The sequence below is a fragment of the Stenotrophomonas sp. STEN013 genome (assembly GCF_056760355.1).
On sequence record NZ_JBRREO010000001.1, the window covers coordinates 20,487 to 44,810 of the forward strand.

The following is a 24,324-nucleotide window of genomic DNA, read 5'->3' on the forward strand; positions in this document are numbered from 1 at the left end:
CGATGTCCGCGCTCCCTGCTCCCGCCATTGTTTCCGCGCCACTGCCGTATGAGTCCGTCCTCGCGCGACGGGCGCTGTCCGACGTCGACCTGGTGGTGATCCACTGCACCGAGCTGCCCGATCTGGTGATGGCCCGCGAATACGGCGAGCGGGCACTGTATGAGAACGGCAGCGGCAACAGCGGCCACTTCTATATCGATCGCGACGGCAGCATCGTGCAATACGTGGCGCTGGAACGGGTGGCGCACCACGTGCGTGGCATGAATCCGCGCTCGGTCGGCATCGAACTGGTCAATACCGGGCGGTACCCGCACTGGTTCGACTCGCGCCACCAGGCCATGGAGGAGCCGTATACCCCGGCACAGATCCAGGCCCTGATCGCACTGCTGCACTGGCTGTCCACGGCGCTGCCTTCGCTGCGCTGGATTGCCGGGCATGAGGAGCTGGATACCGCACAGGTGGAGGCCAGCGACGATGCCACGCTGACCGTGGCCCGCAAGCGTGATCCTGGCCCGCGGTTTCCCTGGCCACAGGTGCTGCAGGCCGTCGCGCTGCAGCCCCTGCCCGCTCAGTCGCGCGCCTGATAGACCTTTTCGCCCGCGGTGACAGCCAGATCCAGCCGGTTTGCGGGCGGTGCCACCGGGCACACCACATGCGGGGTAAACGCGCAGGGCGGATTCTCGGCGCGATTGAAATCCAGCACCACGGTGCCATCGTGCGGGCTCGCCGCGGACAGATAGCGCGCGCCGCCATAGGTTTCACGGCCGCTGGTGCGGTCGGAGAACAGGAAGAACAGGCGCTTGTCGTCGGCTTCCTGCAATTGCAGCACCGGGCGCAGGCGATAGCTACGGCCGTCGATTTCAAAACGGGCCTCGCCCGGCACCTGGGCCGGCAACGGCGTGCCGATGGAGGTCAGCAGCACCACATCCTCCGGCGTCTTGTACGGGTGCCAGCGCGCGCGCACGCGCCACTGCGGCGCCACGGGGAAGTGCTCTATTCCCCCGAAGTTGCGTCGATACGGCGAGCCGGGGTCGCGATAGCGCCAGCCCCAGACATTGCCGGTGCGCACCAGATAGAACTCCGTCTCTCCCAGGCGGATACGGCTGGCCGCAGCCCCGCCCACCACCGCCGGGATCAGTTTCGCGTGCTGCAGGGGCTTTCCGTCCAGCGTCGCCGTGCTGCCAGCGCTGGCCTGGATATGGGCCGTGTCATCACCGCCCAGCGTCAACGTTCCCAGTACGGAAGGCCCGGCCGACAGCCGCACCTCGCTGCCGGGCGCACTGCCGATGCGATAGCGCCCCGGTCGCAGCCGCCCGGAACCGGCATAGCTGAGCCAGCCATCGGGCGCGCGCAACGCTTCCAGCCGCTGCGTCCGCCATTGTTCGATTTCGCGCGCGTAGCGCTGGGAGTCACCATCGGCCGCAGCCGAGCCACCGCGCATGCAGCCGCTGCATGCCAGTGCCAACACCATCAGCGCTGTGCTCATCCGCAAACGCATCCCGCTCCCCTGCCCCTTGCCCGCCCCTTGCCATGCCGGCCCACCTCCCCGCGGACCGGCCCTCCTGCGCGCTGGCTCAGCCGGTTTCCACCGGTCGCGACGCGTCGCTGGACCAGCCACTCCACGAATCGCTGAACACCCGCATGCCGCTCAGACCGGCGATCTCGAACGCCAGCACGAGATGACAGGCGGTGACCCCGGAACCACACATCGCCACCCGCTCGGCCGGCGTATGGCCGGCCAGCAGCGGCTCGAGCTCGGCGCGCAATTCTGCCGCCGGCCGGAACCGGCCATCAACCACGTTCAGGCCGAACGGACGGTTGACCGCCCCGGGCACGTGCCCGGCGGCGCGATCCAGCGGCTCCACCTCGCCGCGATAGCGCTCGCCCGCACGCGCGTCGATCAGCCAGCCCGGCGTCTGCGCCAGCCGCGCGGCGACCTCCTCGGCGCTGACGATCTGCGTGCTGTCGAACTGCCCCGGATACGGCCCCAGCGGTGCAACCTCGGGCACCTCACGCTCCAGTCCAAGACCGGCAGCCTGCCAGGCCGCAACACCACCATCGAGCACCGCCACATGGCGGTGGCCGATCAGGCGCAACAGCCACCACAACCGGGCAGCGGCCATGCTGCCGTCAGCCGCGTCGTAGACCACCACCTGCGTCTGCGGGCCGATACCCCAGCGGCCCAGGGTCGCGGCAAACGCCGCGCTGTCCGGCAAGGGATGGCGGCCATGGCCTTTTTTTGCCAGATCGGAAAGATCGCGGTTGAGATCGGCGTACACCGCTCCGGGAAGATGCCCGGCCGCATAGCTGGCAGCGCCTGCGTGCGCATCGGCCAGCGAAAAGCGCGCATCCACAAGACGCAGCGCGGTGCTTGCGGTGGCCCGCGCGTCAACCAGTTGCAGCCCGTCAACGCGCAGCCGCGCCGCCAGCGAATCGACATCCACCAGCGTGGTCCAGGGGGGATCGCTCAACTTCATGGCACTTGCTCCAGTCGACGACGCAGGTTGTAGAGGATGGCGGCCGTCGCCCCCCAGATACGCTGCCCCGGCCAAGTGTATTCCAGCACGTGGCGCATGCGGCCGCGGTACTCCATCGGGACCTGGCGCAGGTTGGCCGGGTCCATCAGGAAATCAAACGGCACTTCGAACACCTCGGCCACCTCGGAAGGATCGGCCACCGCCACGAACGCCGGATCGATCACGGCCACCACCGGACTTACCCGGAAACCGGTAATGGTGAGGAACGGGTCCAGATAGCCCAGCGCCTGCACCTGCCGGCGCGCCAGAGCGATCTCCTCCTCGCATTCACGGATCGCGGCCATGACCGGATTGCGATCGGTCGGCTCGATCCGGCCGCCGGGAAGTCCCACCTGGCCGCCGTGGTGGCGCAGGTGTTCGGTCCGCCGCGTCAACAGCAGCTGCACCCCCTGCGGCCGCGGTATCAGTCCGACCAGCACGGCCGCTTCCACCGGCGGTGTGGGCGGCAGGATGTCGGCCAGTTCACTGTGGTTCCAGCCTTCCCCGGCGGGTGCCGAGCTCAGCGGTTCGAGTGCGCGCAACAACCGCGCCGGATCGGAAAGCCGCGCCGCGAGCGATCCGGGCGCAATCATCCGCCCCGGCAATACGGCTTCCATCAGATGCTCGCGCATGGCGTCATCCATCTGCAGCCAGGCACCGATCTCATCGCCACGCCGGGCGCATCCGCGGCAGTGACCGTGGGGATCGAGAACGCAGATTCCAATGCAGGGACTGGGTACGACACGACGTACAGCATCCATCACAAACGCACCATCCAAGCCTATCGCGGTTGGGGACCGGCCGATGCTACCGATTCCGCAAAAAAAATTGCGCCGGTGTTTTCGCACCGGCGCAATTGACGTTGCTCCACTGGCGGTGCGCTTACTTCACGCTGACCAGTTTGATTTCAAACTGCACGGCCACGTTCGGCGGGAACGGGGTACGCGGATCGGCACCATAGGCCTTTTCCGGCGGCAGGGTCACTTCCCACTTGGCGCCGGCCGGCATCTGCAGCAGGGTTTCGCGCATGGCGGCCATTTCGACTTCGCTGACCTTGATCGACGGGATCGACTGCGCCGGGCGGGCTTCGGTCGGACGCTGGCCATACGGGAACGGACCGGCCACTTCCAGCGCCACGGTGCTGGCCTGGGTCGGCTTGGCGCCGTTGCCGGCTTCGATCACACGGTACTGCACGCCACTGGCCAGGCTCTGCACGCCGGCCTTGGCCTTGTTGGCGGCCATGAACTGGTCGCTGCGGGTCTTGTTTTCCGCGGCGGCCTTTTCGTACTCGGCCTTGGCGGCCTGGGCACGGGCCTGCTCGCGCTTCTGGAAGGCTTCAACGGCCGGCTTGAGCTGGTCGGCGGTGATGGCCGGCTGCTTCTTGGCGTAGGCATCCTGCAGGCCCTTCACCACCGAAGCGATGTCCAGCTGCTCACCGCGGCCGGTCAGCTCAGCCAGGTTGTTGCCGTAGTCGTAGCCGAAGTAATAGCTCAGCTTGCCCTTCTCGGACGAAACGTCCTGGGCGATTGCAGTGCCGGTCAGGGCCAGGGCGGCCACGGCCACCGCGATAGAACGCAACTTCATCAAACAGTTCTCCAGGAAGGATGTCTCAGGGCAACCATGCCGCCTGAGGCGACGGGTTAGGATAGCGGTCACAAACGCGGACCGCCACCGATCACAGTTGCTCAGACAGTCGGCGGTAAAAAGAGTTCCGCAATCACATTTTTTTAACTTTTCTCAGGAGTTAGCCGATGTCCGAGGCGCCGGTTTCGATCCACACCCAGGGCCTGATCCGCACGATCACCGTGCAGCGCCCGGAAAAGCTCAACGCATTGAACCGGCAGACCCTGGAAGCACTGGACGCCGCATTCGCCGAGGCCGCGGCAGCGGACGAGGTACGCGTGGTAATCCTCACCGGTGCCGGCTCCAAGGCGTTCGTCGCCGGCGCCGACATCGCGGAGATGAATGGACTCACTCCGGTGCAGGGCCGCGACTTCTCGCTGGTCGGGCAGCAGCTGATGCGCCGCATCGAGCGTCTGAACAAGCCGGTCATCGCGATGGTGAACGGCTTCGCACTGGGCGGCGGCATGGAGCTGGCGATGGCCTGCCATCTGCGGATTGCCGCCGACAGCGCCAAACTCGGCCAGCCGGAAATCAACCTCGGTCTGGTCCCGGGCTTTGGCGGCACCCAGCGTCTGTTGCGTCTGGCCGGCCGTGCCGCGGCACTGGAACTGTGCCTGCTGGGCGCGCCGATCGATGCCGCGCGCGCGCAGCAGCTGGGTCTGCTCACCCGCGTGGTACCGGCCGCGGAACTGGAAGCGGAAACCCTGAAGCTCGCCACCCAGCTGGCCCATGCCGCACCGCTGGCCCTGCGCGGCATTCTCGATACGATCAATGTCGGTGGCGAATGCGCGATCGGCGAAGGGCTGGAGTACGAGAGCGCCCAGTTCGGTCTGGTGTTCTCCACCGAGGACATGCGCGAAGGCACCCGCGCCTTCCTCGAACGCCGCAAGCCGGAATTCCAGAATCGCTGAGCCGCCCTCGATGTCCGCATCCCCCGTTTCACCGCAACACTTGCTGGATCTGGTGCTGGCCGATGATCTGGACGCCGCCGTACGTGCCGGCTTGATGGACTACGTTCCGGAACCCGGCAAGGCCGCGCTCACGCCCGCACAGTCGCAGGTACTTATCGAGGCGCAACAGCGCCTGCAACGCGCCTGGGCCGCCCGTGAACGCTATCGCGCCCGGACGGCACGTCTGGCCCGACGCGCCGCCGAACGCGAGGCCCGGCGTGCGCCGCCACCGGCCGCCGACAGCAAACCGGCGCTGCCCTCGGCCGCCGCCGCCATCCTCGCCCGCGCCAAGGCCCGTGCCGGCGGGAGCCCGTCGGCATGAGCACGGCGATCATCAAGAAAGCGCCGGCGAAGAAAATCGCGGTAAACAAGGCTGGGGCCAAAAAATCCACGGCCACGGCGAAGACGCCTGTTGCACCCCGCGCCAGCAAGCGCATGAGCCGCGAGCAGGTGCGCGAGATGTTCACGCGTCTGCGCGAACTCAATCCGCATCCCAGGACCGAGCTGGAGTACAGCTCGCCGTTCGAGCTGCTGGTCGCGGTCACGCTGTCCGCGCAGGCCACCGACGTGGGCGTGAACAAAGCCACGCGCAAACTGTTCCCGGTCGCCAATACCGCCCAGGCCATCCTCGCGCTGGGCGAGGAAGGGCTCAAGCGTTACATCGCCACCATCGGCCTGTTCAACGCCAAGGCCAAGAACGTGATCGCCGCTTGCGCCCTGCTGGTGGAGAAATATGACGGCGAGGTGCCAGCCGATCGCGCCGCATTGGAAGCCCTGCCCGGTGTCGGCCGCAAGACCGCCAACGTGGTGCTCAACACCGCCTTCGGCCAGCCGACGATGGCGGTGGACACGCATATCTTCCGTGTGTCCAACCGCACCGGGCTGGCGCCCGGCAAGGACGTGCGTGCCGTGGAGGATGGGCTGATGAAGGTCATTCCCGATGAGTTTTTGATTGATGCGCACCATTGGCTGATCCTGCATGGCCGCTACGTCTGCAAGGCACGCAAGCCGGACTGCGCCCAGTGCGTGATCCGCGATCTGTGCCAGTTCAAAGACAAGACCGCCGCCTGACGCGGCGAGACCGCCGGCCGCAGGCGCGGCCCCCTCGTCATGGCGCCCGTCGGTCACTGCGGGCCGGTTGATCCTGCATGGCCGCTACGTGTGCAAGGCACGAGAACCGGGCTACGTCCCGTGAGTGACCCATGAGCTGTGCCCGCTCAAGGACAGCGGCGTGCCGCCGACGCGCACGATCCCCGGATCTATCGTGCAAGGGGAGTTGCCTTGAGACGGGCTGACAGGCGCAGCGCAAGGCGCAATCCTTCCAGCCAGATGAAGGTCAGTGCGAGCATGATTGCCGCACCGGCCACAATCACCGGGGTCGGCATCGAAAGACCCATGATGTGGCGCAGATACGGCACGCTGATCGCCAATGTCAGCAGCAGCACGACGCCGAGGAACATCGGCCTGAGCCAGCGGTTGCGCATGTGGCCGCGCGCAACCAGGGAATGATCCGGATGACGGTTGGCAAGGACCAGAGCGAACAGGCCAAAGATGAGCGCAATGAAGACTGCCGTGCGGCCGTGCGTCACATCGATACCCGCGCTGAGTATGCTTCCATAGCCGGCCAGCAGGACCATGGCAGCGCCGATACCCTGCACAATGGCAACGGCAATATTTCCCGCGGCAAACGGTGATTCGGCCAAGGCACGCGGCGGACGCTGCATGACGCCATCGGCTTCCGGCTCGGCTTCGAACACTATCGAACACGAGGGATCGATCAGCAGTTCCAGCAGGACGATGTGCACCGGCATCAGCATCACCGGCCAGTGCAGCAACGAGGGTACCAGCGTCAGCGCAATGATCGGCATATGCACCGCAAACACGAAGCGGGTCGCCTTGGTGATGTTGTCGTAGATGCGTCGTCCCTGGCGGATCGCCTCGACGATGCTGGCGAAACTGTCATCCAGCAGGACCAGCGATGCCGATTCGCGCGCGACATCGGTACCGCGTTTGCCCATGGCGATGCCGACATCGGCCGCTTTCAGCGCCGGCGCATCGTTGACGCCGTCGCCGGTCATGGCAACCACCTCCCCATCCTCGCGCAGCAGACGGACCAGCCGCAGCTTCTGCACCGGCTTCAGCCGCGCGCACACATCGACGTGGCGCAAGCGCGCCAGCAACGCCGGATCATCCAGCGTATCGATCTGGGCACCGGTGATGACGTCCGCACGCTCACTAAGACCCACTTCACGAGCGATCGCCATGGCGGTGGCCGGATGGTCGCCGGTCAGCATGATGATGCGGATGCCGGCCGCACGGCACTCGGCGATCGCCGCCGGCACCTCAGGCCGCGGTGGATCGACAAAGCCGAGCAAGCCGAGGAACTGGAAATCGAAATCATGCTGACTGTGCGGCGGCGTCCCACCCTGCCAGCGTCCACGTGCAACGCCCAGCACCCGCAGGCCGCGCGCGGCCATCGCTTCGGCCTGGGCCAGTATCCTCCTCGCGCCGGCGGCATCCAGATGGCACAGATCCACGACCGCCTCGGGCGCGCCCTTGGTCGCCAGCATGTGTTGCGTGTTCCCCCCGACCGGGAAGACACGCGTCATCGCGAGAATCTCGGGCGACAACCCGTACTCGAAATCAGGCTCCCACTCCGCATGCACATGCGCGCTGCCATTGAGCCAGTGCATGCCGAACTGCTGGATCGCCTTTTCCATCGGATCGAAGGGATCGACCGGGGTCGCCAGCATCGCGAACTCCACCAGTTCGTGGAACGGCTCGGCGAGCGCCTCGGCGCCGGCGCTGACAAACGTCGCATCTTCCCGCCGCAGTTCGGCAACCTGCATGCGGTTTTCGGTCAGCGTGCCGGTCTTGTCCACCGCCAGCACCGAGATGGCACCGAGCGCCTCGACGGCCGGGACCCGCCGGGTCAGCACCTTGCGTTGCGAGATCCGCCACGCGCCCAGCGCAAGGAACACGGTCAGGATGACCGGAATCTCCTCGGGCAGGATGGCCATTATCAGGGCGGTGCTGGCGAGCAGGCTTTCCACCAGTCCGTGCGCATCCCACAGCCAGTTCACGAGGAAGTACACCGTTGCCAGGATCAGCCCCCCCACAGCCAGATTGCGCACCAGCCGGCGCGAAGCCAGTTGCAGGCCGGAGCGTGGTTCCTCGGTCGCCGCCAGCGCTTCACCAATACGCCCGACCGCCGTCGCCGCCGCCGTCGCGGTGACCTCGGCCAGGCCCACGCCACGCGTTACCAGGGTGCTGGCGAACAACTGGTTGCTGGCGGTCCCGGGCAACTTGGCCACGGGCACCGCCTCACCGGATATCAGCGACTCGTTGGCATCCAGCTGGCCATCGATCAACAACGCATCTGCAGAAATGCGGTCGCCTTCATGCAGGATGAGCAGATCACCGACGACGACCTCCCGGCCGGGGATGCGCAACTCCTGGCCATCACGCAGGACCAAGGCGCGTGGCGCCGACAGATCGCGCAAGGATTCAAGCGCACGCTGGGTCTTGCGCTCCTGGATCACGGTGATGCCAATGACGACAAATACAGAGCTCAACAGGAAGATCGCTTCGGCCGTATCCCCCAGTAGAAGATAGAGGACGCCGGCGACGAGCAGCATCAGGAACATCGGTTCGAGCAGTATCCCCAGGACAATGCCGATGAACGTCTTGGGACGGGTGCCGGGCAGCATATTGGGCCCGTCCATGGCGAGCCGGCGCGCGGCCTCTTCGCCACTGAGGCCTTGCAGATCCCGGTTCGAGGGTGGGCGCGTTGCGTTCATCCGCTGAATTTCCCCGGCAAGCTTGATTGCGTCGTCCCCATCACTCTACGACCCGCCTTGCAGGTCATGTCGCAGGTGGACAGGCACACAGGCAAGTCCATTGTGCCGTAAAGGCCAATGCCATGGCGGGAGGGTATCCACTCCTTGCAGGCGCCCCCCCTGCCCGCCGCCCGATCCAACGGTCTGAACCGACCGCTCGCCAGCAACGAGCGGGTATCTGCCTGAATCCGCCACATCCGTGCAGCACAAGCCGGGCGCCCTAGCGTCTTCCCGCGCGAACCCACCACCGGCATTTCCCCGTGACGGGACGGAACCCGCATCGGAACGGATCAAGAATCTGAAGATTCCGGAGGTCTGCGGTGGGTCGGGCGCGGCCTCCCCCTCTGCGCCGCTCTCCTGCCGATCATCCCGGCCCCCTCATCCCCAGCCGGACAGCAGCTCTTCCCGTCGAAGCCACCGGCACATCCCCCCGGGCGCCCCCAGGCAAAGCGCGCCAGGCACCCGCCGGTGCCTACCGGCGCCGCAACAGCGGCCGCCGGATCACAGCTGCGATTTGATCGGCAGGATGAACTTCTCCATGAACTTCTCCTTCAAGGGCCGCTGCTCCCACATGGCGTAGGTGTATCGCACCGTGTGCGCCAGGTCGGCATCAAACACCTGGGTCATGCGTGCGGCGAAGGCGGCGTCGTACACGTTGAGGCTGGCTTCGTCGTTGAGCCGGAAGCTGCGTACATCGAAGTTCGTGGACCCCACCGAACTCATCACTCCATCCACGATCAGCAGCTTGTTGTGCATCATCGTGGGCTGGTATTCGTAGATTTCCACGCCGGCCAGCAACAGCTCGCCCCAATGCGCCTTCGAGGCCAGGCGGACGGTCTCGGAGTCGATGTGCTTGCCGGGCAAGGTCACGCGCACCCGTACCCCCCGGTGGCGGGCGGTGATCAACGCCTTGATGATCAACTCATCGGGTACGAAATACGCCGCCTGCAGGTCGATGGTGCGTTCGGCCGCCGCAATGGCCATCAGGTACATCAGATGCATGCTCTCGCTACCGCCGGCAGGCGATGCCACGAACATGTGGGCATCCATCTCCCCGGCAGGCGCCAGCGGCGGAAAATAGTCCGCTCCGTTGAGCACCTGGCCGGTGGTCTTGATCCAGTTGTCATTGAAGGCGGCCTGGATCTGTGCGACCGCCGGGCCCTCTATCCTGAAGTGCATATCGCGCCAGTGCTCGCCGTCCTGGGCATGCCCGCTCCACTGGTCGGCAATGCCTACCCCGCCGGTGAAACCCAGCTTGCCGTCGATCACCAGCAGCTTGCGATGGGTGCGGTTGTTGAGACGGCCCAGGTTGTACCACTTGAGCGGACGGTACTGGTGCACCTCGGCGCCGGCGTCGCGGATCTGATCCAGCAGACGGGTGTCCATCTTCAGGCTGCCCACCCAGTCCACCATCACCTTGACCTGCACGCCTGCGCGGGCGCGCTCGGCCAGGGCATCTGCAAACTCCTGGCCTATCTGCCCGGACCAATAGATATAGGTTTCGAAAGTGATCGTCTTCTGCGCCGAGTGGATCGCCTCCAGCATCGCCGGGAAAATCTCGTCACCGTTTTCCAGATCGGTGACCCGGTTGCCCGGTATCAGCCCGGGCCCGAGCAACACACCCATTTCCCTGCGGAATTGCGGGCTGTCGGCCGCGTACAGATGCTCGATCCTGCGCTCGAGCTTCTTCTCCGAGGTTTTGAAATTCATCGCCACCACCGCCAACAGCAGCGTAATCAGGGCGGTGGTCACGATCGTCCAGACCATGCGTTTTCGGCTCCAGCGTTTGGCCATGGGGCAGTCCCACGTGGGAAGCCAACAAACTAACTGCAGGCCTGATCAGCTGTGCGTGAAGCCGCCCGGTGCCGAACAGCGAAACCCGGCGGTTGTTTGCACGCCCGGGAGGGCTACGTCCCCCTGTAACTGGATGCCGTCTGGTCCGCCCGGATGGCAGGGCTGCAACAGCCAGGAGCGCCGCGGGTGGAGCCACGCAACGCGGGGCGCATAGCCTTCCCGGCGGCCGCCCGGACGGCACGCCCCGTCCCGCTATCGACCGGAAGGGACGGTCACCGCCTCGCCCTCCGACGTTTCCGCGCTCCCCGCGCAGTGACAGCATTGTTTCCCGCTGAATGCGCAGATATCACTGCCATCTGCGCGACACGGCGCGGTAACAGCGGCGCGTCCCAATACCATGGCGCCTGTCCGGCGGGGACGCGCGGCGTTGCCGAACTGTCACATTTACGCAATCTTTACGCCCTAGCCTTCGCTGCATCCTCAACCCGCCTGCAAGGCCATCCATCCATGAAACTGCATCGCCAGCTCCTCACTGCAGCCGTTGCTGCGGCGCTGTTTGTACCGGTCGCCCACGCGGAAGTCGCCATCGACGTCATCGGCGGTTCCGAAATCACCTTCGAAGGTCTGGTGCAGGCCGACGGCAACTGGTTCGACAACGACCGCGCCGACCTCAACGGCACCGCCAAGAACGGCAAGGACAGCGAGTTCGAACTGCGCCGCGCCGAGCTGGTGCTCAAGGGCAAGGGCCCGGGCAACATCGAGTGGGTGGTCGGTTACGACGCCAAGGCCGACAAGTTCCTGGACACCAACGCCAAGTACAAGCTGGGCGGCAACAGCAACCACTACCTGCAGGTGGGCCAGTACAAGCAGCCCAACAGCCTGGAAGAACTCTCCAGCACCAAGAACAACGATTTCATCTCCAAGGCCACCGTCACCAACACCTACGCCGTCGCCCGCCGCCTGGGTGTGGGCTATGGCCTCGGTGACAGCAACTGGTCGGTCACCGCCTCGGCCTTCGGCCGCGAGCTGACCCGCGATCTGGCCCACGGCAGCGGCTACGGCCTGCGCGGCACGTTCGCCCCGATCAACGACAAGGGCAACATCCTGCACTTCGGCCTGAGCTACGCCGACTACGACACCGACGCCGACACCCTGCGCCTGCGCGCCCGCCCGAATGCCGACCTGGCCACCGTGCGCCTGGTCGACACCGGCGACATGAAGGACAGCGACCGCATCAGCACCCTCGGCGCCGAAGCCATGTACGTGCAGGGCCCGTTCAAGGCGCAGGCCGAGTACTTCAACGCCAAGGTCAAGCGCTATGACCACGACAACTACACCAGCGACGGTTACTACCTCAGCGGCGTGTGGAACGTCACCGGCGAAACCTGGAGCTACAAGGGTGGCACCCCGGGTCTGGGCCTGCCCAATGACCCGGGCCGCGGCATGTGGCAGCTCGGCGCCCGCTTCGATCACATCGATCTGAACGACGGTGGCCTGCGTGCCCCGGCCATGGTCGGCGGCGCACCGCTGGTGGATGGCGTGCTCGGCGGCAAGATGGATGTCTGGACCGTGGGCGCCAACTGGTACTGGCGCTCCAACTTCAAGGCCTCGCTGAACTACGTGATGGTGGACAGCAAGAAGTACAGCGCCAGCGCACGCAGCTTTGTCAGCGACAAGCCCAACATCCTGGAAGCCCGCCTGCAGTTCTTCTGGTAAGCCGATTCCGCTACCGGTGATATGAGACGAACGCCCCGCAAGGGGCGTTCGTTGTTTCCGGCCGGTGGCTTGCGTGGGAGCGACGCCCCTCCCTTGGTCTTCGGTGACGTTCAATCGCAGCCACCGCCCTCGCAACCACAACAACGAAGGCAACTGCCCGGCCATTCGCTGCCCACTGCACCCTAGCGGCTCGTGCGGAGGTATATGACCACGGCCGAAGTGAATCTGGAACCGCTAGCCAGGGCACACCGATTGCTGAGGAAGCCTTCGGCGATACCCCCTGCTTCCTGCTCGCCGACCATATCCGATGCCGAAAAAGACCTTCGACAGCCTGGAACGCCTTGGGACCCGGCACCTGTCACTGGGCAAAAAGATGCTGTTCGCCTCCCAGTGCGTGGTGTTGATCCACCTCGCACTGGATCAGGGCTAAGGCATGCCTGCGGTCATTCAGCCGTTTTCATAGGTGCCCAAGCGGGTACCCAGCAACGCGCCGGTCCTCAAATCAACTGGGATGACCTCCAGACTCAACTCATGTGCGGGATCAAAGTGGAACAGCGGCAAGGCCTCATGAAACCTTGAGGTGACCGGGTAGATCAAACTCATCTGCCCCTTGCCACCCAAATATTTATGCCCGTAAGCAAACAGCTGGTAGAGATCGCTCTGGCTGATGCCGTATTTGTTCTGGCGGTTGCCTGCATCCAGCCGCTTCCATTTCGCATCCCCCACCCACTTGAAGCCTGGCTGTTCAATCAGAAAGTCCGGCTGCAGTTGGAACATCCCATCGCCCTCATGGCGGCAAAGCAACTGGCTGGCGGCCTGCTCTCGCAGACGAACGCCAGCAGGCAGATGCCGCCGCAAGGCCCAACCCACGAAACGCTCGAACACCCGCTGCATCGGGAACAACAGACTGCGTCCCTGCCATTGCCCCAGCATAGCCAGCGGATTGCGCTCGCCCAGGATCATCGCCACCCACGGTCGGATATCGCGGTAATGGGCCATCAGGCGGTCATCGCGCCAGCACTGGAAATCACGGCTGTTGTCGTGAGAAGCCGGCACTGCGTGCAGCACATGGGCCAGCTCATGGCTCAGACGCCAGTTGCGCAGCTCACGGGTCAGACCTCGCACCTTGTCCAGCGCTGAGCGGATCAAACGGTTCTCCGGGCGATCAGCATCAAAAACTTGGTGCTCGACCTGGAACAGATGCGCTCGCCCGGCAGGCTGACGAAGCTGCTGTGCAATGAGCAACCGTCCACGCAAATGACGCAGCTGGTCCTGCTCGGTGTGGTAGTCACAACGCACGCCCCGCTGTACCAGCGTTTCCAGCGCCACCAGAAACTGCTGGATGATCCACTCGCTGACCGGCATGGTGAGCGCCTGCAGTGATGTCTCGCCCACGTCCCGCACCGGGAGGTCAAGGCACCGCTGCAGCATGGCCAGCAAGGTGGTACGTGACTGCAACGGGTCATCACTGCCATCCACCGTTTTTGGCAGGATCTCGATGCGCGTACCGCAGGGCGTTTCGATCAGGCCGACATGACCATCCAGGCGCAGCCAACGCTGGCCTTCCACCTGTACCAGCGACACCCCGCCACTGCCCAGCAACTTGCCCTGGCGGCACAGCCAGTCGAAGGCAGAAGGCGGAATGCACCGCTGGTGCATCCCCTCCTCCTGCAAGGGTGCGGTCGTCAGGCGTGCATGCTCGTGGACCAGGATCACGCCTGCGTTACCGGCACATCCCAGTAAATGCCGATATAGGCGGCAGGATCATCGAAAGCCGCATCGTCCAACTGCCAAAGACGTGAAAGCCCTGGAAGATCCATGCCCTCACCGAACAAGGCCACACTGTCAACGCCCGGCTCGACCAGGAAGCGCGGGGCGCTGCCCTTGCGATGGTCGTTGAGAACCCAGGCAATCTTCTGCCAATCCTCGTAGAAGTATTCCTGCAACAGCGGAATGACCTGACGGCGGAACACCTTGGCCAGGGCTGACATCGACCTGTCTTCCGTCAAACCCATGAACCAGGCATGGCCGATCTGGTAGTCACGCCCCAGCAGCACCGCGATGCGCTGGTTCATGACCGTCAGCATCATTGCCACATCCACGCCATCAACCACCAGGCCAGCCAGCAATTCCGGCTTCGGCGGCAGCTCGATGAACTCAAAGCGGCGGCGCAGCGCCACATCCAGCGAGGCCAGTGAACGGTCGGCCGTGTTCATCGTGCCGATCAGGTGCAGGTTGGAAGGCACGCTGAAACGCTCCTTCGAATACGGCAACGTAACCGCCAAGGCTTCCTTCTGCCCTTCCCGCTTGGACGGCTCGATCAGGGTGATCAGCTCACCGAAGATGCGCGAGACATTGCCACGGTTGATCTCATCGATGATCAACACGCGCGCCCCCGGCTCACGGATTTCAGCCTGCCCGCTGTCGAGCAGTGCAGCCAAACGATCACGCTTGATGGCCGTTGGCTCATACACCGTCATCTGGCTGAAGCGCTTGTCTGTCAGTTCTTGGTACGGACGCCCCGGCGAGTACTGGCGCAGCCAGCGTACCGGGCGGCTGTGCGTGTACTCACGATCCTCACTGTCCACGAACTGGTAGTCACCGGTGATCTCGCCTATGGCACGAAACTTCAGGTTCCCCTCGGTTACCAGAATCAAGTCACCCGGCTTCATCTGCCGCACGAACACATTCAAGGCAATTGCCGGATAGCCACTGCCCTCTTCTCCTGCAGCCTTCAAGCGGTCAGCGATGTCTTGACGCGAAGCAACCCCCGTCATATCGACATCGGCGCCGAAACCCAGCAAGGCACAGCCGTTGGCCATGCACTGCTCAAAGATATGACCCTCAGTCTGCGCATCGCCCAGTGACAACTTCCAGACCCTGCGGTCACTGACATCAAGCCTAGTGGTGCCCTCGGTCACCACACGGCTGCGGGCCGCCTCGCAAACCGTCTTGAACACCCCCGGCTCCACGCTGTATTCCAGCCCGCCACCCTCTTCGGCCGTATTGGCACGGATCCCTTCGACGAAATCCTCGTAGCTGAAGCTCTGGTGGAAGGTCACAAAATGGATGTGACCACTCTCGGCAAGCGCATCGAAGCGCTGCTTCAAGGTTCCGCGCTTGTCGGCATTGGCAGCAAGGAAGGATGGATCCAGCAGTTCCAGCGCGGCATCCACTGTTCCGTGCGTTTTGCCGGTGCCGGGAGGGCCATAGAAGATCATGTTGCTGGCAAGCGCTGGCTCCTCCTTGTTCGTCGAAACCTGCACCTCAGAACCCCCAGCCGTAAATTCAGAACCCGTAGGCTGATCCTCATTTTCAGGCTCAAGCTGGTCAGGCCAGAAAGCAGAGCGGGAAGTAGAGAGCCAACTCCAATCAGTCATATTCCGGGACGCTTCGATCACACCGAGGAAACTTCCAACGAAATCGGGAGTCATCGTGTAGTCGCTCTTCCCCTCGTACTTGCCGACATTTCGCTTCATCCTCACCAGGAAAGGCGTTCGACAAAGAATGATCGCAACCCGCTTCCATGCCTGTTTCCCTTGCCCCCGGCGACCAAAGATGACCACTTCTGGATTCTTCCTCGAATGCCAGACATCCATCCCACACAGGTGGACACCATGCATCAAACGAGCAAACTCCGTTCGCTCAGCATCGCTCCAACGTGCCATCACCGAAACAAACGATGGCTGGCTCTTGAAGTGGTTAAGAACAGCCTCTTCCTTGAACGACATGAACACCTCTTCCAATCAGATCAGGATTCAAACAATGGAGAAACAGCTTATGTGGCTCCTTGGGTCAGGGTGATGCGCAAGGGGTTGGCCTCAACCCAGTTCCGTAGGCTGGGTTGATGCGGCCAACCCAGCCTACGGCCCTTGAATGAATTATTAGCGCCCAACTTGCGCCTCAACGTACTGCAACCATTTGTCTTTCTTATCTGCAGAACCTTCAGTAAAAAGGATCATCTCAAAGCTTTTCGTATGATACGGCTGATCCAAGAAGACCAAATAGGTACCGCCAACAGCGAATCCCGGGCGAATCTTGCACGAAGTATCATGAAACACTCGAACTGACGTATCGCTCCAGAATCCAGCATCAAAGTGCTCGTTGAACCTCAAGTTCCGTAGGCTGGGTTGGCTTCATCAACCCAGCATCACGAAATACACAAAGGGGGTGGGTTGGTGCGGCCAACACCAGTCTGCAGCCCTAATCTTTATCGAAAGCCTCTGGATCTGGGGGCTGGATGATCCAGCGAACTTTGTCGTCGCGCCAGACCCATCTACGATCCTCCGGCCATGAGAGCACTGCAAGAATAAGTCGCTCAGTGAAGGCCCTGATTCTTGTCAGGTCGATCCCCATCACGTCTATGTCAGATGTGTCAGCGGCGTGGAAGAGACCATTCCTGAAATTGGATGCTTGCTTTATTCCAGCCGAGAATCCTTCAGCGGTCCATAGGTCCGATGTCTTGATCGAATACATCTCGACAGCCTTTTCGATCTTTGATGCGAGCGATGCGCGTTTAAGCTCCGGAAGCTTTTCCTTCATGAGTCTGGCGACATTAGCTGTTATGGACCCTTCGTCAACCAGACTGTCGATTGAACCACCTAGTGCGTCCTCCACTCTCCTCCACGATGAAGAGCCAAGCACTCTACCTTCTGCCGCATCAGAAATGGCATTGACGACAGTTTCCATCGCAGAAAAGGCCGTGAAGTACGCAGTCTCGAGGAAACTGACATAGGAATACGATAGAAATCGTATACCTCGGTCAAGCGAATTGAATTGTGGGTGAATCCTCAACGCTTGGACAAGGTCTGAGAGGCCACCATCTCGCAGGTTTGATGAATCGACAAGTTCGCTGTTGTTCGTATTTTCTCGGCTCCCATGCCATTTGTGCCTGTAGGTAGCTCGCTTGAGTGGATCTTCATCAGGTCCCTTCCATAGATACTCGATCTGGTATGCATCGACTGGCTGCCTGTAGCAGAGGGAGAGTGCGCTGCAGATCGGGGAAATTTCCTCAAACAGTCGGTCATGCAATGACCTCAGAGTCTCTCCGGGCTGAAGCTTGAACTCGCCCGCCAGGCGGACACGCTGAATGCGATGCATGACCTTGTCGCCGAATGCCGTCCCCTCTAAATAATCATAGGCTTCCATTGCTTCGATCAGACCGAGACTTGTCTGCACTAGAATCTTTCCCTCCTCGGCGCGACGCGTTGTGATGTCGCCGTTGTAGTGCAGTTCAGTCAAGCCATAACCCGTGAGAATTCCGCTTGGTTGGAGGTCAACTGTAAAGCTGACAAGCAGCGGCTCGGCAGCCGGGTGACAATCGATGCCAATCTCGATTGCTCCCACCTCCAACTTCATGCTCGTTAAGCGCGACTCCCACCGGATTATTCCAAGCAAACTGATCGACTCCTCGCCTTCGTTTGTTGCATGTAGCTTTACGAGGTTGATGTCAATTGCTTGGATTGCACGGTATGCCTCGGCGCGTTCTTCTTCGCCGCCTAGGAACAGCATCTCGACTTCGAGTGACGTTGGATCGTGCTTCTCGTAACGAATGGAAACAGCAGTGCGCAGTGGTATGGGCTTATCAGGCTGTAACGAGAACTGCCCTTGGATGTTCACCATCCCATCTTTGCTCATCGTATTAGGCCTTAAAGTTCAGGATCTTGGATTCTCATCATTAATCCTTAATTTTCCTAGCTCGCAAAGCAAATTCATTGAAGGAGCAATGGATCGAGATTGATTTATCCCGGCAGCTCCGAGGAAAGGGTCCGTTTGGAGTCGGAAGCTGGTACTCGCGGCACGGGTTGTGCTTGCACTAGGAGCGGTCACAGACGCTGCAGCGAACACCAAGACTGCCGCCTCTCCAAGCGGCCAACTATGGTTCATTGACTTCATGAGTTGGCCGAATCGTCCAATTTATTCTTAATAAGTACAGCCGCCCTACCCGCTGCCAGAACCGCTGCACGCCACGTCCTGAGCGATCCGCGCCGCTGTCACCGACGCGTCATATGACAGACGCGGCACTGTCATCCAATGGTTATGGAATAGGCGCCGGGCGGACCTCCCGCACCTCACCCTCCCAGGAGCCATTCGTGATCCACGCCATCAAATCGCGCGCCGCTGTCGCCATCCTCGCTGCGTCCTACGTGTTCGCCGCCAATGCTGCCGATATCACCGGTGCCGGCGCCTCCTTCATCTATCCGGTCATGTCCAAGTGGTCGGCCGACTACAGCGCCGCCACCGGCAAGCGCGTGAACTACCAGTCCATCGGCTCGGGCGGCGGTATCGCCCAGATCAAGGCAAACACCGTGGACTTCGGCTCCTCCGATGCGCCGCTCAAGCCCGAAGACCTGGCCGCCTCGGGCCTGGTGCAGTTCCCCTCGGTGATCGGCGGCGTGGTGCCGGTGCTGAACGTGCCGGGTGTGGACGCCGGTGCGATGAAGCTCGACGGCCCGACCCTGGCCAACATCTTCCTGGGCAAGATCACCAAGTGGAACGATCCGGCCATCGTCGCGCTCAATGCGGGCCTGACCCTGCCGGACAGCAAGATCACCGTGGTGCACCGCTCCGACGGTTCGGGCACCACCTTCAACTTCGTAAACTACCTGTCCAAGGTCAACGGCGACTGGAAGACCACCGTGGGCGAAGGCACCTCGGTGCAGTGGCCGGTCGGCATCGGTGGCAAGGGCAACGAGGGCGTGGCCGCCTACGTCAAGCAGATCAAGGGTTCGATCGGCTATGTCGAGTTCTCCTACGCGCTGCAGAACCGCCTGACCTTCTCGCGTATGAAGAATGCCGCCGGCAACTTCGTGCAGCCGCGTGACGAGACGTTCTCCGCCGCGGCCGCCAGCGCCGACTGGGCCAACGCCCGTGACTTCTACCTGGTGATGACCAACGCCCCGGGCGAGCAGTCCTGGCCGATCACCGCCACCAACTTCATCCTGATGCGCAAGCAGCCCAAGAGCGCCGAAGGTGCCAAGGCCGCCGTCGAGTACTTCCGCTGGATCTACGCCAACGGCGATGCGCAGGCCCGCCAGCTGGACTACGTGCCGCTGCCGGACTCGCTGGTGCGCCAGATCGAAATCTACTGGCAGCAGAACGTCCGCTACTGAGGAGTGCGGCGGCGAGACCCTCTCCCTCGCCGCCTGCGCCACCCGCCCCGCCAGGGAAGCCCTCTCCCTTCCCCGGCGGGCCGGCACGGACGCCGCATCCACCACCAGGCCGCCCTTCGGGGCGGTTCTGGTTTCCGCCGCCCGCAGCGGCATTCCTTCGGAGCATCGACGGGCGATGCCAGAAGCAGTCCCCGGCGTTTTTTGGTTGCCACCCTCCATGGCGGCAACTCTTCGGGCCATCGACCGGCGATGTCAAAAACCGCTCCCAGCGGTTTTTTGTGGCCCCGGCGCTGTCTGCGTCGCGTTCCTGTCCCTGCTGAAGGGCCGAAAAGCGCCTTGTTTTGAGACAGAAGTCTCATCGATGCCGAAAAAAGCGGCAGTGATGCCCCAAAAAGGGGCAACGTTGCCGGTCAAAGTGGCATCGATGGCGAAAAAAGCGGCATCGATGCCGTTTCAAGTGCCATCGATGCCCCTTTTTGGTGCAAACCCGCCGCACCCGATGGCGGGACACCGGCTTCCAGCGGCGGCGGTGGCGCTCGCCCACCCTCGGTTACAGCAGCGGCGTCCATCCGTCCGGTCCCCACCCGGTCCCATCCCGTTCCGCCCGCTCCGGCAGCACACCAACCACCGGCCGCGCCCCGCCCCGGCGAGCGCCGCGCTCCTTCCCGGCAAGTCCTTGCCGGCACAGGGGATTTCAGATTCTTTCGGCGGTGTAATCAGGCTGTAACAAAAACATCATTTCATAGCCTCATCCGCTGGCCCTGCCGGCATCTGCCCCGCTATGGAGTGACCCATGAAGCTGCACACGACCGGTCTTGCCGCCCTCTCGCTGGCCATCGCGCTGGGCCTGTCGGCCTGCGGTGGCGCGGGCAACCAGGCCGCTTCCACCCCGGACAACGCCGCCACCGGCGCTGCCGCCGCCGGTGACAAGGTGTCCGTCGAAATCTCCGGCGCCGGCGCCTCCTTCATCTTCCCGCTGGTGTCCAAGTGGTCGGCCGACTACAACGCCGCCACCGGCGCCAAGATCAACTACCAGTCCATCGGCTCGGGCGGTGGCATCGCCCAGATCAAGGCCGGCACCGTGGACTTCGGTTCCTCCGACAAGCCGCTTTCCACCGAAGAGCTGGCGCAGGCTGGTCTGGGCCAGTTCCCCTCGGCGATCGGCGGCGTGGTGCCGGTGGTCAATCTGGAAGGCCTGCAGCCGGGCCAGCTGCGCCTGACCGGCCCGCTGCTGGCGGACATCTTCCTGGGCAAGATCAAGACCTGGAACGACAAGGCCATCGCCGAAGCCAACCCGGGCGTGCCACTGCCCGATACCAAGATCACCCTGGTGCACCGCTCCGACGGTTCGGGCACCACCTTCAACTTCTCCAACTACCTGTCCAAGGTCAGTGGCCAGTGGAAGGACAGCGTCGGCGAAGGCACCTCGGTGCAGTGGCCGGACGGTGTCGGCGGCAAGGGCAATGAAGGTGTGGCCTCGTACGTGAAGCAGATCAAGGGTTCGGTCGGCTACGTCGAGCTGGCCTACGCGCTGCAGAACAACATGCCGTACGCCTCGATGCAGAACGCCGCCGGCAACTGGGTGCAGCCGACCGCCGACACCTTTGCCGCCGCCGCGGCCAGCGCCGACTGGGCCAACGCCAAGGATTTCAACCTGGTCATCACCAACGCCCCAGGCGCCAATGCGTGGCCGATCACCGCCACCAACTTCATGCTGATGCACAAGCAGCCCAAGGATGCCAAGCGCAGCGCCGATACCCGCGCGTTCTTCAAGTGGGCCTTCGAGAGCGGCCAGGCCCAGGCCAGCGAACTGCATTACGTGCCGCTGCCGGCCGAGCTGGTGACGCAGATCGAAAGTTACTGGGCCAGCGAGTTCAAGTGACGCAATGACGCGGACGCACCACCGGTGCGTCCGCCTTTGTCATTGCGTCGTCCCCGCGCAGACGGGGACAACGTCCTCAACGATATGTACTCCCCGCCCCCGGGGACAGAAACACCACCGCATCCTCTTGGGCCCCCGCCGCTGCCATGAATGCCATCGCACCGACCCTAGTTCCGCCCAGCTCGCGCGATCTGCGTGATGCCCGCAACGACCGGCTGTTCCGCTGGTTCCTGATCGCCACGGTGATCCTGGTGCTGGTCGCCTTGGCCAGCGCCGCGCTGTCGATGCTGTGGGGCGGCCGTCATGCCCTGCAGGAGCAGGGCCTGAGCTTCTTCTATTCGGCCGACTGGAACCCGGTTGAGAACAAATTCGGTGCGCTCGCGCCGATCTACGGCACCATCGTCACCGCCTTGATCGCGATGCTGATCGCGGTGCCGGTGAGCTTCGGCATCGCCTTCTTCCTGACCGAAGTGGCGCCGCGCTGGCTGCGCGGCCCGGTCGGCACCGCCATCGAACTGCTGGCCGGTATTCCCTCGATCATCTACGGCATGTGGGGCCTGTTCGTGCTGGTGCCGGTAATGACCGAGTACGTCACCCCGTTCCTCAACGACCACCTCGGCACCCTGCCGCTGATCGGTCCGCTGTTCCAGGGTCCGCCGCTGGGCATCGGCATGCTCACCGCCGGCTTCGTGCTGGCGATCATGGTCATCCCCTTCATCTCCTCGGTGATGCGCGAGGTGTTCCTCACCGTGCCGACCCGGCTGAAGGAATCGGCCTACGCGCTGGGCTCGACCAAGTGGGAAGTGAGCTGGGACATCGTCCTGCCCTACACCCGCTCGGCGGTGATCGGCGGCGTGTTCCTGGGCCTGGGCCGCGCCCTGGGCGAGACGATGGCGGTGGCCTTCGTGATCGGCAACAGCGTGCGCCTGACCCCTTCGCTGCTGGAGCCGGGCACCACCATCGCCGCGCTGATCGCCAACGACTTCGGTGAAGCCACCGAAACCTACCGCTCGGCGCTGCTGCTGCTCGGCTTCGTGCTGTTCATCGTCACCTTCGTGGTGCTGGCCATCGCCCGCCTGATGCTGATGCGCCTGTCCCGCAAGGAGGGCAACTGATGTCCACCGCCTCGTCCGATTCGCTGTACCTGCGCCGCCGCATCACCAATGGCGTGGCCCTGTTCCTGGGCTGTGCCACGGCGGTGTTCGGCCTGTTCTTCCTGGGCTGGATCCTGTGGACGCTGCTGTCCAAGGGCCTGCCCGGCATCAACCTCAACCTCTTCACCCAGATGACACCGCCGCCGATGCAGGAAGGCGGTCTGCTCAACGCCTTCTTCGGCAGTGCGGTGATGTGCGCCCTGGCCATCGCCATCGGCACCCCCCTGGGCGTGGCCGCCGGCACCTGGCTGGCCGAGTACGGCAATGCGCGCAAGGCCGGCACGGTGGTGCGTTTCGTCAACGACATCCTGCTGTCGGCACCGTCGATTGTTCTGGGCCTGTTCGTCTACACGCTGTACGTGATGCAGACCGGCGGCCAGTTCTCGGCCTTTGCCGGCGCACTGTCGCTGGCCTTCATCGTGCTGCCGGTGGTGATCCGCACCACCGACGAGATGCTGCGGCTGGTGCCGGTGCAGATGCGCGAGGCCGCGCTGGCGCTGGGCGTGCCGCAGTGGAAGGTGATCATGCAGGTGCTCTACCGCAGCGCGATGGCCGGCATCGTCACCGGCATCCTGCTGGCCCTGGCCCGCATCTCCGGCGAGACCGCGCCGCTGCTGTTCACCGCCTTCGGCAACCAATACTGGAATTCCAACGTGTTCCAGCCGATGGCCTCGGTGCCGGTGGTGATGAACCAGTTCGCCGGCAGCCCGTATGAATCCTGGCAGGTGCTGGCCTGGGCCGGTGCCCTGGTGCTGACCGTGTTCGTGCTGCTGGTCAGCCTCTCCGCGCGCGGCCTGCTGCTGCGCAACCGCATTTCAAACGACTGATCCCATGGACCTTCCCATGAACGACCTCACCAACGCCGTGCCGATGCAGCGCATCGCCGTGCCCGCCGCCCACCAGTCGCTGCACACCCCGGCGCCGGTCAAGCTCGCCGCGCGCGGCCTGGACTTCTACTACGACAAGTTCCATGCGTTGAAGAACATCCACCTGGAGATTCCGGAAAAGCGCGTCACCGCGCTGATCGGTCCCTCCGGCTGCGGCAAGTCCACCCTGCTGCGCATCTTCAACCGCATCTACGCGCTGTATCCCAAGCTCGAGGCGCGCGGGGAAGTGCTGCTGGACGGCGAGAACATCCTCTCGCCCAAGTACCCGATGAACCGCCTGCGCTCCAAGGTCGGCATGGTGTTCCAGAAGCCGGTGCCGTTCCCGATGACCATCTTCGAGAACGTGGCCTACGGCATCCGCCACCACGAGAAGCTGTCCAAGGCCGAGATGGCCGTGCGCGTGGAACAGGCGCTGCGCCAAGGCGCGCTGTGGGACGAGGTGAAAGACAAGCTGGGCCAGAGCGCGCTGGGCCTGTCCGGCGGCCAGCAGCAGCGCCTGTGTATCGCCCGCGCGGTGGCGCTGCGCCCGGACGTGCTGCTGCTGGACGAGCCGACCTCGGCGCTGGACCCGATCTCCACCAGCCGCATCGAGCAGCTGGTGGAGGAACTGAAGAACGACTACACCATCGCCATCGTCACCCACAACATGCAGCAGGCCGCGCGTGTGTCCGACTACACCGCCTTCATGTACCTGGGCGACCTGATCGAACACGACCGCACCGAAGTGATCTTCTCCAACCCCTCCAAGCAGCAGACCGAGGACTACATCACCGGTCGCTTCGGCTGAGGCCGGCCACCGGCGCGGCCCTGCCGCGCGGCCTGCCCGACGCCCGTCCGTGAACGGCGACATC

21 protein-coding genes are annotated in these 24,324 nt (G+C 63.7%); 12 read left to right on the top strand and 9 right to left on the bottom strand.

Annotated elements, in window-relative coordinates; genetic code table 11:
• Positions 1-2 precede the first annotated feature (2 nt).
• Entirely contained in the window at positions 3-584 is a 582-nt protein-coding gene (locus ACVOMH_RS00100) for an N-acetylmuramoyl-L-alanine amidase (protein WP_481550653.1), read from the top strand.
• Here the strand turns inward: ACVOMH_RS00100 and ACVOMH_RS00105 are convergent.
• The 3 genes from ACVOMH_RS00105 to ACVOMH_RS00115 all read right to left on the bottom strand — a co-directional run bounded on the left by ACVOMH_RS00105 (position 569) and on the right by ACVOMH_RS00115 (position 3,241).
• Positions 569-1,498 carry a DUF1684 domain-containing protein gene (locus ACVOMH_RS00105; RefSeq protein WP_481550654.1) on the bottom strand — a complete coding sequence of 310 codons (930 nt, stop codon included), beginning with the start codon at positions 1,496-1,498 and terminating at the stop codon, positions 569-571. The two genes, ACVOMH_RS00100 and ACVOMH_RS00105, sit on opposite strands and share 16 nt — an antisense overlap.
• Before the next feature lie 76 nt (positions 1,499-1,574).
• On the bottom strand, positions 1,575-2,477 hold the full coding sequence (locus ACVOMH_RS00110; RefSeq protein ID WP_481550655.1) for a sulfurtransferase: 903 nt from the start codon (positions 2,475-2,477) through the stop codon (positions 1,575-1,577).
• Positions 2,474-3,241 carry a CoA pyrophosphatase gene (locus ACVOMH_RS00115; RefSeq protein WP_481551132.1) on the bottom strand — a complete coding sequence of 256 codons (768 nt, stop codon included), beginning with the start codon at positions 3,239-3,241 and terminating at the stop codon, positions 2,474-2,476. Before ACVOMH_RS00115 ends, ACVOMH_RS00110 begins: the two co-directional genes overlap by 4 nt.
• On the opposite strand from ACVOMH_RS00115, the gene ACVOMH_RS00120 reads away from it, so the two are divergent.
• A complete protein-coding gene (locus ACVOMH_RS00120) occupies positions 3,137-3,376 on the top strand; it encodes a hypothetical protein (protein WP_481551156.1) in 240 nt (79 codons plus the stop codon). The genes ACVOMH_RS00115 and ACVOMH_RS00120 overlap by 105 nt on opposite strands.
• Positions 3,377-3,398: 22 nt before the next feature.
• On the opposite strand, the gene ACVOMH_RS00125 is transcribed toward ACVOMH_RS00120, so the two are convergent.
• Positions 3,399-4,100, bottom strand: a complete 702-nt coding sequence (locus ACVOMH_RS00125; RefSeq protein WP_054660063.1) for an FKBP-type peptidyl-prolyl cis-trans isomerase N-terminal domain-containing protein — start codon at positions 4,098-4,100, stop codon at positions 3,399-3,401.
• Positions 4,101-4,267: 167 nt separating this feature from the next.
• Between ACVOMH_RS00125 and ACVOMH_RS00130 the strand changes: the two genes are divergently transcribed.
• From ACVOMH_RS00130 to nth, 3 genes are all read left to right on the top strand, one after another.
• Positions 4,268-5,050 carry an enoyl-CoA hydratase/isomerase family protein gene (locus ACVOMH_RS00130; protein WP_481550656.1) on the top strand — a complete coding sequence of 261 codons (783 nt, stop codon included), beginning with the start codon at positions 4,268-4,270 and terminating at the stop codon, positions 5,048-5,050.
• A gap of 10 nt (positions 5,051-5,060) precedes the next feature.
• Positions 5,061-5,411, top strand: a complete 351-nt coding sequence (locus tag ACVOMH_RS00135) for a hypothetical protein (protein ID WP_057505782.1) — start codon at positions 5,061-5,063, stop codon at positions 5,409-5,411.
• Between the two features lie 113 nt (positions 5,412-5,524).
• Positions 5,525-6,160: an endonuclease III gene (gene nth, locus ACVOMH_RS00140; protein WP_481551133.1), complete on the top strand. Its 636-nt coding sequence runs from the start codon at positions 5,525-5,527 to the stop codon at positions 6,158-6,160.
• A 188-nt stretch (positions 6,161-6,348) separates the two neighbouring features.
• On the opposite strand, the gene ACVOMH_RS00145 is transcribed toward nth, so the two are convergent.
• Positions 6,349-8,889: a cation-translocating P-type ATPase gene (locus tag ACVOMH_RS00145; RefSeq protein WP_481550657.1), complete on the bottom strand. Its 2,541-nt coding sequence runs from the start codon at positions 8,887-8,889 to the stop codon at positions 6,349-6,351.
• Positions 8,890-9,429: 540 nt separating this feature from the next.
• Positions 9,430-10,695, bottom strand: a complete 1,266-nt coding sequence (cls, locus tag ACVOMH_RS00150; RefSeq protein ID WP_481550658.1) for a cardiolipin synthase — start codon at positions 10,693-10,695, stop codon at positions 9,430-9,432.
• Positions 10,696-11,229: 534 nt separating this feature from the next.
• On the opposite strand from cls, the gene ACVOMH_RS00155 reads away from it, so the two are divergent.
• Both ACVOMH_RS00155 and ACVOMH_RS00160 read left to right on the top strand, forming a co-directional pair.
• Entirely contained in the window at positions 11,230-12,438 is a 1,209-nt protein-coding gene (locus ACVOMH_RS00155; RefSeq protein ID WP_481550659.1) for an OprO/OprP family phosphate-selective porin, read from the top strand.
• Between the two features lie 307 nt (positions 12,439-12,745).
• Positions 12,746-12,868: a hypothetical protein gene (locus ACVOMH_RS00160; RefSeq protein WP_481550660.1), complete on the top strand. Its 123-nt coding sequence runs from the start codon at positions 12,746-12,748 to the stop codon at positions 12,866-12,868.
• Between the two features lie 17 nt (positions 12,869-12,885).
• Here the strand turns inward: ACVOMH_RS00160 and ACVOMH_RS00165 are convergent, their stop codons facing one another.
• The 3 genes from ACVOMH_RS00165 to ACVOMH_RS00175 form a co-directional block, all read right to left on the bottom strand.
• Positions 12,886-14,154 carry an McrC family protein gene (locus ACVOMH_RS00165; RefSeq protein ID WP_481550661.1) on the bottom strand — a complete coding sequence of 423 codons (1,269 nt, stop codon included), beginning with the start codon at positions 14,152-14,154 and terminating at the stop codon, positions 12,886-12,888.
• Positions 14,151-16,169, bottom strand: a complete 2,019-nt coding sequence (locus ACVOMH_RS00170; RefSeq protein WP_481550662.1) for an AAA family ATPase — start codon at positions 16,167-16,169, stop codon at positions 14,151-14,153. Before ACVOMH_RS00170 ends, ACVOMH_RS00165 begins: the two co-directional genes overlap by 4 nt.
• A 472-nt stretch (positions 16,170-16,641) precedes the next feature.
• Entirely contained in the window at positions 16,642-18,057 is a 1,416-nt protein-coding gene (locus tag ACVOMH_RS00175) for a hypothetical protein (protein ID WP_481550663.1), read from the bottom strand.
• 473 nt (positions 18,058-18,530) lie between these two features.
• Between ACVOMH_RS00175 and pstS (ACVOMH_RS00180) the strand changes: the two genes are divergently transcribed.
• The 5 genes from pstS (ACVOMH_RS00180) (at position 18,531) to pstB (ending at position 24,260) form a co-directional block, all read left to right on the top strand.
• Positions 18,531-19,550: a phosphate ABC transporter substrate-binding protein PstS gene (gene pstS / locus ACVOMH_RS00180; protein WP_481550664.1), complete on the top strand. Its 1,020-nt coding sequence runs from the start codon at positions 18,531-18,533 to the stop codon at positions 19,548-19,550.
• Between the two features lie 793 nt (positions 19,551-20,343).
• Positions 20,344-21,432, top strand: a complete 1,089-nt coding sequence (gene pstS, locus ACVOMH_RS00185; protein WP_481550665.1) for a phosphate ABC transporter substrate-binding protein PstS — start codon at positions 20,344-20,346, stop codon at positions 21,430-21,432.
• Between the two features lie 146 nt (positions 21,433-21,578).
• Entirely contained in the window at positions 21,579-22,547 is a 969-nt protein-coding gene (gene pstC / locus ACVOMH_RS00190) for a phosphate ABC transporter permease subunit PstC (RefSeq protein ID WP_054657474.1), read from the top strand.
• A complete protein-coding gene (gene pstA, locus ACVOMH_RS00195) occupies positions 22,547-23,413 on the top strand; it encodes a phosphate ABC transporter permease PstA (protein WP_481524379.1) in 867 nt (288 codons plus the stop codon). Before pstC ends, pstA begins: the two co-directional genes overlap by 1 nt.
• Positions 23,414-23,429: 16 nt before the next feature.
• Positions 23,430-24,260 carry a phosphate ABC transporter ATP-binding protein PstB gene (pstB, locus tag ACVOMH_RS00200; protein ID WP_481524380.1) on the top strand — a complete coding sequence of 277 codons (831 nt, stop codon included), beginning with the start codon at positions 23,430-23,432 and terminating at the stop codon, positions 24,258-24,260.
• The last annotated feature ends 64 nt before the right edge of the window (positions 24,261-24,324 follow it).